The organism is Phormidium pseudopriestleyi FRX01, assembly GCF_017313335.1.
Taxonomy (GTDB): Bacteria; Cyanobacteriota; Cyanobacteriia; order Cyanobacteriales; family Laspinemataceae; genus Laspinema; species Laspinema pseudopriestleyi.
Genome location: NZ_JAFLQW010000044.1, coordinates 1 through 11,595 on the forward strand (window position 1 = coordinate 1; position 11,595 = coordinate 11,595).

Consider the following 11,595-nt stretch of genomic DNA (forward strand, 5'->3'; position numbering starts at 1 on the left):
AGTGGCAGTCAAGTGGAAAGCGTGTGAAGCGTGGATTGTTTAGAACTGGAACGTTTGGATATATTAATGCGGACTGTAATAGCGCTGCCAATATCCTTCGCAAACTAAACGTAAAGGGAAAGTTCAAATTAGATTTGAGCGGACTTATTAGAGGCGTTTTGACAGCGCCCATTAGAATTAGGCTTTGGTCTAAGGCTATGCAAGAATCCCCGTGTCTTTAGACCGGGGAGTGTCAAGGACGCAACGGCATCGGTTATGCCACCTTTACGCAAGTTGCCAATCAGCAAACCGTCAAAACTCTCCCCATCGATGGCATGATGCCCGATCATCCCAATTATCCCTTGCAGCGCATCTTATCTTACGCCTATCAGCAGCCTCCCAACCCAGCAGTCCAAGCCTTTTTAGGCTATGCTACCTCCCTCCGAGGACAGCAGGCCATGCTGTCTGGCAGCAATTAATTGTTACAACAAACCCGGATAACGGCTAAAGCCATTACTACAAACATCGGATCACTTCAGTGAATGCTTCGATCTTCCTAGCAACGACTTTGGTTGTTTTTTTAGGTTCGGTGTCCCGACTTCAGTTTAAAAAACGCGACCCTCACTAAATCCATTTTGGATATAGTGTTGAGTCGCGACCACTAAATCATTACCAAACGCCGACTTTAAATCCTCATAAGTATTCAGGTAACTCACTGGATTAAACAGATTGGTAACTCGCCCTTCCGAAGCACCAAATACAACATAATGCTCCGTGGCTACCTCTGGATTAAACCCAATCACCTGAATCAAATCCTCATAATAAGCCAGATATCGCACTTCATCAAACGTATCCAACCCTCGATTTTCTGCAATTCCAAACATCTCATAATGTTGAGATGCAGCGGCCAAATTATAGCCAAATGCAGCAATTAAATCCGGATGAGAAGCCAAATATTGAGCGGGTTTAAATTCAGTTTGTCCAGTAATCGTGTCTCGGAAAATAGAAGTGGGTACGGTTGCCAACCCTTGTACATTTATGCCCGCATTCCCCCCAATCGTCCCTAAACTCGTAGCTTGACCATTGGTCAGGTCAATCGAATAGAGCATGGAGTTAGAAACGGCAAAAGCCGCATTCTCCCCGGCCATCCCTGAAACAATATCAAACCCTGCCAAATTGTTAAAATCTACCCCTAAATTTCCAATGGTAACCAGAGTGCCATCATTAGGGGGATTTTGTAGTAACAGTGTATTCAGTTGTGTATCGATATTGTAGAGTTGGGTTGAAGTCGTTCCGGCAAAGTAATTGGTATAACCCGAGGTTTGTATACCACAATCTTTTGTCAGGATTTGGCTGGTAATTACCAATTTTAGGGCTTGGGGAGACCGCAAAATGGGAACCATGCCAACGGGCAATTTACATTCACGAAGCCCTGAGAAAATGCGGTGTCTCCGTCCTTTCTGAGGTATTTTAGGGCATCAAGTTCCTGATCCTGATCAACTCAGCCTCAGTTTTTCAGTGCGCGGGCTGAGGTTTCAAATTTAACGCGATCGCAGACAAATTGTCCCTTATATTATCTCTTATAAGTGAGAAATTCGTTGATTTTAGTGATTCAAATTGGCTCAGTTAAGTAGCTATTGAGGTACAAAAAGCGAAGTTATGGGGCCAGTTCAGTAGCGATTAAAAGCTGGGTTTCTTTACCAAATTTCTGCCAATATAGAGGTAATATGAGCCAGAAAACCGTTTTCTTGTCCCTTAGATTTAATCCTGTACCGATGGTGCTATTGACCCTAAAAAATATAGAATCAAAAAGTTTTCACCTAATTTTAGCCGCCTGACTCAGAGATTTCAGCCTCAAATAGTTGTTGTAACCAGGCCACAAAACGCTGGGCGATCGCCGACTCCCTCTGCAAAACCCGCGCCGTAATTGCCTGTCCCATCGGCATTCCTGGAGTCTCCTGCCATGCTAACCAGGTATGAATCAGCGCCTTTGCACGATGAATTTCTCCATATCGGTTCAGTCCCTCTCCTTCAATTTCTCTTAAAATCTCTTCCGCTTTCGGACGCAAATTATCATCTCCTGGCATCAACAACGCCACAAAATCCTCTAACATTCCCGGCAGTTGATTATTCGGCATCACCCACACTCCCACCCGCTTCAAATACGGATCTGCCGGTTGATAAACCCACCCCTCTACCCGTGGCGAATCGAGGATATCTGCCTTGGGATAACCGCTGGTAATTAATCTATCTCTAATCGATTGCCATCGCGCTGCTAAATCTTGATCCGCATCCACCACGATTCCCAAAGTTTGTAACTTTCGTTCATCCAATAATGCAGGGAAGGCAGCCAAAAGAGACTCAATTCCTTCCGTTTTACCGGGTGGCACTTCCACCGTAAAAGTTTCTGAGAGTTGATATTGTTCGCATAAGGCCCAAATAACGTGCCGGTCATTTTTTCCTTCCACCAGTAGCTGTTGATAATTGGTGGGTTTTTTCGGGTTATTCACCATCATCTTACCTCAATTCCGTAATACACTGCCTTTTTTAAGTGTTCGGCTGGATAATCAATAGCACGAATTAATTCACCCCGCCAATCCAGGCGGAATAATTTCCCTAAATCACTCTCTTTAGTTTCACTTAACGCTGCCGCAAAACCCCTCACACAATCCCAACTGTGAGTGGTGGCAAAAATCTGAATATTCAATTCTTGGGCAATTTCTAGGAGTAAACTCCACATCTCTGCCTGAACATCATAATACAATCCGCTTTCGATTTCATCGACTAACAAAATTCCATTTTCAACAGTCACCGCAGCCATGACTAGATTTAACATTTGTTTCATTCCCTCTCCCATGCTACCCAAGGTAACGGGATGCTCTCGTCCTCGTAGTTTGATGAGAATTCCACTGGCAGTGGTTGTCCCTCCAATAAAACTAAATCGTTCAATATCCGGTTCTAAGATTTGCAATGCTTTGATGACTAAATCTTCTTTTGGAGTGAGGGTAATCTCATTCCACATTTCGACTAGGGTAGCCAATTTGAGCCGTTCGAGGGTCATTAAAACACTGGGTCGGGACTGGGAAGGAGGAGGACCAGAACGAGTTAACCCCCGGAAATAGCTGGAAGTTATTCCCTTGGCGTTGACTTCAGTTGCGTGATAAATTGTTTGCTTTTCTTGGGTGTGGGATACCAATAGATTATAATTATTTATGCGAATTCCTCTAGTCATGAACTCAGGCAAGTTTAATCCCTCGATATATTCGGGAGTAGGATAGGGTTCTAGTGAAAAGGATTGGAAATCATCGCTTTTTGATTCAATGCACAGGGTGGCTTCACTTGTAAATATTTCATGGTAAAATAAAGGTTTAATTTGATACAGTATCTCTAGATCATCATCCCAGCGGTCGGGAAGTAGGAGGCTCTGACCTCTCGGACTTAGAACCTGATCAAAAACTTCGTTAAGATTATGCGGATTCACTAACAAATGAATTGCTTCTAATAAGCTGGTTTTGCCACTATTGTTCGGACCCACTAGCAGGTTGACTCGTGCTAGTCCGTCCATTTGAAAGTCTTTGAACATTCGATAATTTTTTAGGCTGATATCGCGTAACATAACGACCTCTGAGTTGTTGATGTTCTTCTATTCTAGTTTAGGAACCGATCGCCGATTCGATCGCCCCTTCTGCATCATGAACGATCGCCCGTAACTCCTCCAACATCGGCTGATCCACCCCTTCCCACAATCCGCGCTGATTCGCCTCTAACAACCGTTCCGCCATATCCCTCAACGCCCAAGGATTCTTATGATGGATAAACTCCCGCACTTTGTCATCCAACAAATATGCCTTTGCCACGCCCTCATACATAAAATCCTTGACACAATGTGCCGTGGCATCGTAAGCAAACAAATAATCTACCGTAGCGGCCATTTCAAACGCCCCTTTATACCCGTGGCGCATCACGCCCTCAATCCATTTCGGATTCACCACTCGCGATCGATACACTCGGTCAATTTCCTCCTCTAACCGGCGAATCTTGGGCTTTTCGGGCAGGGAATGGTCGCCGAAATATGCTACCGCATCAGTGCCTCGCACCGCCCGTACTGCCGCTAATAAACCGCCTTGGAACTGATAATAATCATCAGAATCGAGTAAATCATGTTCCCGATTATCTTGATTATGTAAGACAATCTGCATCTGCCCTAACCGTTGCTCAAACGCTTCTGGGGCGGAATGTCCATTTCCCATTCCTGTATAAGCGTAACTACTCCAGTTAATATACGCCCGGGCCAAATCCGCGTCATCCGTCCAGTTTTGCCCTTCGATTAATCCTTGTAATCCCGCCCCATAAGCGCCCGGTTTTGACCCGAAGACTCGATACCGCGATCGCCGGTTTGCCTGTTCCGGAGTCAACCCCAACCCTTGCCATGTCTGCGTTTCTACCTGCACTTGCGCCGCCAAGGGATTATCCATTGCCGGTTCCTCCAAACTCGCGACTGCTTCCACCGCGCGATCGAACAAATCGATCAAGTTGGGAAAGGCATCCCGGAAAAATCCCGACACTCTCAATGTGACATCGACGCGGGGACGCCCCAAAACCCGGACGGGCAGAATTTCAAAATCGACCACGCGCCGGGAGGGTCCATCCCAGACTGGGCGCACCCCTAGCAAGGCGAGGGCCTCGGCAATGTCATCGCCGCCCGTTCGCATGGTGGAGGTCCCCCAAACGGATAATCCCAGGGTTTGCGGATATTCCCCATTTTCCTGAGTGTAGCGCTCGATCGCCTCTTCGGCGGCCCTCCGTCCAATATCCCAAGCAGTTTCTGTGGGAATTGCCCGAATATCTACGGAGTAAAAATTGCGTCCTGTTGGCAACACTTCGGGACGCCCTCGGGTGGGTGCACCGGATGGCCCACTCTTGATATATCGTCCCTCTAATCCGCGCAACAATTGAGTGATTTCTTCAGAAGTTCTTTGCAATGCCGGAAGTAAACAATCCCGAATCCAATTTAATTCTTTTGCCGTGGCGGTGTCGGGTTTGGGGAGAATTGTTTCTCCCGTTGGGTCGATAATTTGGGTGACGAATTCGGCTGCTTCTTCTTCTAAGGAGGCGATCGCATCTCCAATGGTGTGCCGGGAAGAATTTGCAGTCAATTCCGGCAAAAATTCCGCCGGATTGCTGGTGAGAGGGTCAAAGGAATGTCCTTGATCCGCTGCTAAAGCGCGGGTGATTCCGAGGCGACTGCCCCCCGGATGTCTGGCGATCGCCACAATCAAATCCACCAGTTGCCGCCCTTGGGGACATTTCCCAAAAATATGTAGTCCATCTCGGATTTGCGCTTCTTTTAATTCACACAAATATCCATCTAAATTAGCGATTAAGGCTGTAAATTCAGGGTCAGATTTCGTGAAATCAGAGGAATTAGTCCAAGATGAACTTTGGTCTAAATGTTGGTCTTCTACCAGTTGAATCAGGCGACTACGAATTGGTTTTAAGCGCACCGGGTCCAAACTTTGGGCTTCATAATATTCATCAATTAACCCTTCGAGTTGTTGTAGGGGACCGTATAATTCCGCCCGGGTCATGGGAGGGGTTAAATGGTCGATAATCACCGCTTGCGATCGCCGCTTGGCTTGTGACCCTTCTCCGGGGTCATTGACAATAAAGGGATAAAAATGCGGCATCGGTCCCAGGGCAACTTCTGGGTAACAATTTTCCGATAAGGCGATACTTTTTCCCGGTAACCATTCTAAATTGCCATGTTTGCCTACATGAGTAATCGCCTGTGCACCGAAGCATTCTCGAATCCAATAATAATAAGCTAGATATTCATGAGTCGGTTCTAAATCCGGGGCGTGATAGTTCAAACTGGGGTCGATGTCGTACCCCCGGGACGGTTGAATTCCGATAAAAATATTGCCCAATTGAATCCCGGGAATGGGGAAGGATTGGGTTTCCAAAGTAAGACGATCGCCTGGGGTTTTTCCCCCCCAGCGATTCTCAATTCCTTGGCGAACAGGTTCTGGCAAGGAATTAAAATAGCTTTGATAGTCTTTCCCTGGCAAGACTTGGCGAATCATTCGCAATCCTTCCCCTTCCGGGTCGTTGGTGACTCCGGCAGTGAGGAGGCGAATCAATTCCTCCCCAGTGGTGGGGATATTTTCGACCCAATACCCGGCATTTTGGAGGGCGTTGAGGATTTCGATACAACTTGCGGGGGTATCGAGACCCACCCCATTGGCGAGGCGTCCGTCTCGGTTGGGATAATTCGCCAAAATTAAGGCAATTTTGCGCTGACTGGGGGGAGTTTGCCGGAGTTTGATCCAGTTGGCAGCGAGATCGGTCACGAAATTAATGCGATCGCCCAGGGGTTCATACATCACCACTGGGGTTTCCAGTTTTACATGATTTTCTTGTACCGTCTTAAACGACACCACCCGAGTAATAATTCGGCCATCCACTTCCGGAAGGGCAACATTCATCGCCATATCGCGAGGGGAGAGTCCCTGAAATCCTGATTCCCACTGTTGGAGAGTTCCGCCACTGAAAATTACTTGCAAGACGGGGACATCCAGGGTTTCCCAGAATTCTAGGTCGGTGGTGGGAGAGTCTTGGGTAGAGGGTAAAGTCTGGGCAGCTTGACCGATCGCGAACCCTGTGGTATTTAATATTATCTGCACGGTTTCAGTGTGAGGGGGTTGCAGATAGGTCAACAGTTCAGCTTGGACATCTTTATCGCGTAAAGAAGAGACAAATACCGGCACCGGGTCTAAGTGGCGATCGCGCAAACCTTGACAAAGTGCATCAATCGGGGCAGTATTTCCAGCCAAGTAATGAGCGCGATAAAAGAGAATCCCTACCCTGGGAAATGAGGGGGATAATTGAGAAGAATTGAGACCCGATTTAGAATTAACCGATCGCGTTGGATTGAGGCTTGATTCTTCTGGGCTGAACGGTTCATTTCCAAGTTCAAACCTTGCGGATTTCCAAGGATAAAGTCCAACCCGAGGGATTGGCATGGGTGGGGCTGGATTGTAATCTCTTTTTAAGCAAACCTGGGCGATAAATTGGAGCCCATTGACTAGATTATCGACACCGCCTTCGGTAAAATATTGCCAGACTTGGTTAACCAAACCCAAGGGAACCGAGGAATGACCGATTAAATCGGGGTCACCGGCATCATCGCCGGGAATCACAATCAGGTGAGCACCTGTATTTTGCACCGTTTCTCGAACGACTTCCAACCCATAGGACCAATAAGCACGCCCTCCCAGCAATCTCAAGACAATCACCTGTGCCTCGGAGAGGACCTCCATTGCATAAGTATCGATACTGAGTTGCTGTTGCAGTTGCAGCAGATTGACCACCCGCAAATCGGGAAAGTCGGGCGGGAGTTGGGAGATTGCCTGGGCGATCGCTTGAATATCCGTATCCGCCGCCGTCACGATCGCGATGGGTGCCGGAGTTTGGGAGACCAAAATCACCCCCTCCTCCTGCGGATTCCAACCCCCGGGTGTAGCAGCTAGACGATGCATGAGAGTCTCCTGAAGCGATCCAAGTACAATGGCACAGTTCTCCATCATACCAAACCCCAGGGCAGACCCAACCTAAAAACTTCTAGGGCGTCAGTACAGAAGTCGGAAGACTATCGGATTTCTTGACAAAATTTCTGCTGACGTTGCAGCGAATCTGAGCCAGAAACTGGCTTTCTTGTCCTATCTATCTCATCCGAATCCCGATGTCCTAGAGGGATTCATCCATTGATCCCGAATAAATTCAGGATAAAGTTTCTGCCAATTTTTCTTAAGATAGAGATAACTCTATGTTTATTAGTCCGAAAAAATACTGATATGGATTAAAAGTCAAACGGTCCCCTATCCTATAGCAATCCTAAATTATTTATGACATCTTCAGATCCCCTCTCCCCCTTTGGGCCGCCGACGGTTGGGGGTGAGGGCATTCCACAACTGATAAAGGATCTGCTATAGCTCTATTTTCTAAAGAAAAGGTGAAGACTACAAAAAAACCAGAATTTCTGACCCAAAACTGGAAAAATCACCCTACTATAGCTAATAAGCCAGTGAGTAGAGATTTATTCAACTTGTTTCTAGAAATCCGAAGTGCAGCAGCTTTAGGGCAAGCTCCACTGAGTAATTCTAAAACAATAGAAATCGGGGATTGTTTGAGGGAATGGTCAAGGACGAGCATTTCCCCCGGAAAATTCCCCCATCGCATTCAGCTTTTGCCAATAGGCGCTTAAAATATGCCGACCTTAGAAGTCTCACGAAGAACTTTATCCCATAACACCTTTGAGCAGTTGCGCCAGTTGTTACAGCAACAGGGGAAACGCCCGGGGTCAGTGGTGCTGACTGAATCGGTACTCGGTACCGAAGAAATTCCTTCTGATGACCCTTGGCAATGGTTTACTCTAGTCCTGTCGGAGGACTTTAGAGTTTTGCTGTTGGGGGGACCTGCCGAGGGGACAAATTCCGATCGCGAGGATGGCATCGGGACTCTCCCCCCAGAGTTTGAAGGGCGATCGCCCCGGGTTGAAGTTGCTTTAACCTTTGAACCCTCACAGGTGGCTGCATTTTTAGCCACTTTGGCGCAGTCGCCCCTCGTCAATCTTGATCACGACGAACTCCAACGCAACCATTACAGCCTACAACCGAATAATCCCCAACTCGTAAGCGAATTTACCCTCTCGGCGATCGCCTTGCTAACTGCCGAAAATTTTCACCCCACTGCCAGTTATGCCTCCGATAGTTGCGTCTCCATCTGTCAACCTGTAGAAAATGCCCTACACCATCAAATCGAACAAGAGCGACTCTTAAATCAAGTCACCACCCAGATTCGTCAGAGTCTGGAATTGCCCACCATCTTGTCTACTGCCGTGGAACAGGTGCGTCGTTTCCTCCTAGTAGACCGATTGGCTATTTTTCAATTTAACCCACCCAATAAAGCCAGAATCGTAGACACCGGCAATGGCAAACCCTCCCCTAAAACCCCGGGTGAACCCTTCCAGCTTTGGGACGAAATCGAGACCGTCTTAGACAATTTAGAGGGGGATAATTCTAAATTTTATCCCCAAAAATTATCCTTGCAAGAACCACCAGAAATCGGAGCGATTACTTACGAATCCAGAGCTTATGATGATATTCCCTCCCTCCTGAGAGTTCAAAAAGAAACAAGTTCTTTTCTGCCCGGGACCGAATTTATAGAAAATTATCATCAAGGTTTTATTCAAGCGATCGCCGACACTTCAACCGCCTATACTTTATCCCCAAGCTATTTGAAAATGCTGCGGGATAATCAAATTAAGGCCCAATTAATTGTCCCGATAGTTGTTCAGGATAACCCTTGGGGATTATTAATTGCCCATCAATGTTTTGAAACGCGATTTTGGCTCCCCAGTGAACAAGACTTTCTTAAACATATTGCCGAACATTTAGCCTTAGCCATTCACCAAGCCGAACTTTACGCTCAAGTCACTCGGCAAAAAAAAACATTAGAAGAACGAGTCATCGAACGCACTCATGACCTCCATGATGCCCTAGTCGCCGCCGAATCAGCCAATCGTGCCAAAAGCGAATTTTTGGCAACCATGAGCCACGAATTGCGAACGCCTTTAACCTGTGTAATTGGGATGTCTTCTACCCTATTGCGCTGGTCCTTTGGACAAATGAGTACCAAACAGCAGGAATATCTCAAAACCATTCATGACAGTGGCGAACACCTCCTCGAACTGATTAATGACATCCTGGACTTGTCTCAGTTAGAAGCAGGGAAAGCCATTTTAAAAATCACAGAATTTTCCTTGACTAAACTTGCCCACCAGTGCTTGCAAAGCGTCGCCCCCAAAGCAGTAGAAGCCGGATTAGAACTAGAAATGACTCTGGGCTTAGACGGTCAAAAAAACGACCTTTGGACCGCCGATCGCCGCCGAGTGCAGCAAATTATCTTAAACCTGTTGAACAATGCTATTAAATTTACGCCCAACGGAGGAATGGTTACCCTGCGAGTTTGGAGTGAGCGTAAAAATGTGGTCTTCCAAGTGGAAGATACCGGCGTAGGAATTCCCGAAGACCAACAATCCCTACTCTTTAAAAATTTTCAACAATTGGATACCTCCTACCGTCGTCAATATGGCGGAACGGGACTCGGACTGGCTTTAACGAAACAGCTCGTCGAACTCCACGGGGGATGGATTGAAGTAGAATCTACCGTGGGCGAAGGTTCTATTTTTACCGTCCATCTGCCTGCGGCGCGGTTATTATCTAACTCGGATTCCCAAAATCGCCTGGGTGACAGCTTTAGTTCAGAACCCCTGCAAGGTCGAATCATTTTGATTGAGGATTGTGAGGATAGTGCCATCTTAATTTGCGATATTTTAACCACCGCTGGTTATCAGGTGGTGTGGATGATTGATGGGGCGACTGCACTCGAACAATTTGAGCTACTGCAACCCACTGTGGTAATTTTGAATTATGGTTTACCGGGGATGAATGGCACTGAACTGATCCAGTCTTTGCGTCAGTCCCCGGCGCGGGAACCCCTGAAAATTTTAGCGTTAATTGGCCTAGAAACTGGGGAAGATAAAGACCGGGCTTTTGAAGCGGGTGCAGATGATTGTTCCCCGAAACCCATTGCTCCAGAACGGCTAATTAATCAAGTGAATGCCTTATTTCACTCATGCCGATCGCTCAATCAACCCGAAAGAGGGGAAATCGGTGCGAGCAAATAAAAATTGAATCAAAATCAAGAATCTATAACGGGTTAATGAACGAACAACTGTCTGAAAAATCGGTAAATTTGACGGCGGCGATCGCCCCTTTAGATGGCGGATTAATTGTCTCCTGTCAGGCTCCCCCAGATTCGCCCTTGGCCGAACCCTCTATCATTGCAGCGATCGCCCTGGCATCGGTTCGTAACGGTGTCGTCGGGGTCCGCATCGATACCCCAGCTCATATCAAAGCCGTGCGCGATCGCCTCGGTGCCACCCTTCCCATTATCGGCCTCTGGAAACAATCCCTCCCCGGATCCGAAGTCTACATCACCCCGCAGTTTCATCATGCCGAGGCGATCGCCGCTAGTGGTGCCGATATCATCGCCATCGATGCCACCGATCGCGCCCGTCCCCATGACGAAACCCTCTCCAACCTGATTACAGCCATTCACACCCACCTCGGAAAACCCGTCATGGCGGATGTGGATACCCTAGAATCTGCGATCGCTGCCGCCAATTTTGGAGCCGATATCATTGGCACCACCCTCTATGGCTACACCCGCGCCACCCAACAATCCATTCCTCCCGGCTTCGATCTCCTCGCCGAAATCCGCAAAACCATCGACGGATTCCTCATTTGTGAAGGCGGCATCAGTTCCCCAGAAATGGCAAAACGCGCCCTCAATTTGGGCGCGAATGCCGTTGTTGTCGGCACAGACATTACCGGCATCGACCTGAAGGTTCAAGCCTATCAAAAACACTTGAATTTGAGCAGTTGAAACCCCATCCAGTTCTCAAAGACTTGCTGCGGTTTTAGCTAACTCCACCCCTCATTCTTGCTGCCGTTTGACAATAATCATTCTCGATCCAACCACGGGACTGCGAGC

The 11,595-nt window shown here is 47.5% G+C and carries 7 protein-coding genes; 3 read left to right on the plus strand and 4 right to left on the minus strand.

What is annotated here, in order from left to right:
• The first annotated feature begins 314 nt into the window (after nucleotides 1-314).
• Nucleotides 315-458, plus strand: a complete 144-nt coding sequence (locus tag J0895_RS01660) for a hypothetical protein (protein WP_207086410.1) — start codon at nucleotides 315-317, stop codon at nucleotides 456-458.
• A 126-nt stretch (nucleotides 459-584) separates the two neighbouring features.
• On the opposite strand, the gene J0895_RS01665 is transcribed toward J0895_RS01660, so the two are convergent.
• From J0895_RS01665 to cobN, 4 genes are all read right to left on the minus strand, one after another.
• The gene (locus tag J0895_RS01665) at nucleotides 585-1,382 is read right to left on the minus strand and encodes a DUF4394 domain-containing protein (protein WP_242540978.1); all 798 of its coding nucleotides are present in this window, start codon (nucleotides 1,380-1,382) and stop codon (nucleotides 585-587) included.
• Nucleotides 1,383-1,805: 423 nt separating this feature from the next.
• Nucleotides 1,806-2,495, minus strand: coding sequence for a DUF3226 domain-containing protein (locus J0895_RS01670; RefSeq protein ID WP_242540979.1), 690 nt, complete (start codon nucleotides 2,493-2,495; stop codon nucleotides 1,806-1,808).
• Nucleotides 2,492-3,595 (minus strand): AAA family ATPase, encoded by a 1,104-nt coding sequence (locus J0895_RS01675; RefSeq protein ID WP_207086411.1) that lies wholly within the window; start codon nucleotides 3,593-3,595, stop codon nucleotides 2,492-2,494. The genes J0895_RS01670 and J0895_RS01675 overlap by 4 nt, the downstream gene beginning before the upstream one ends.
• 37 nt (nucleotides 3,596-3,632) lie before the next feature.
• Complete coding sequence (gene cobN, locus J0895_RS01680; RefSeq protein ID WP_207086412.1) at nucleotides 3,633-7,517, minus strand: cobaltochelatase subunit CobN; 3,885 nt, start codon at nucleotides 7,515-7,517, stop codon at nucleotides 3,633-3,635.
• Nucleotides 7,518-8,245: 728 nt separating this feature from the next.
• On the opposite strand from cobN, the gene J0895_RS01685 reads away from it, so the two are divergent.
• Nucleotides 8,246-10,726 (plus strand): hybrid sensor histidine kinase/response regulator, encoded by a 2,481-nt coding sequence (locus J0895_RS01685; RefSeq protein ID WP_207086413.1) that lies wholly within the window; start codon nucleotides 8,246-8,248, stop codon nucleotides 10,724-10,726.
• A gap of 35 nt (nucleotides 10,727-10,761) precedes the next feature.
• Nucleotides 10,762-11,487, plus strand: a complete 726-nt coding sequence (locus tag J0895_RS01690; protein ID WP_207086414.1) for an N-acetylmannosamine-6-phosphate 2-epimerase — start codon at nucleotides 10,762-10,764, stop codon at nucleotides 11,485-11,487.
• Nucleotides 11,488-11,595: the final 108 nt, after the last annotated feature.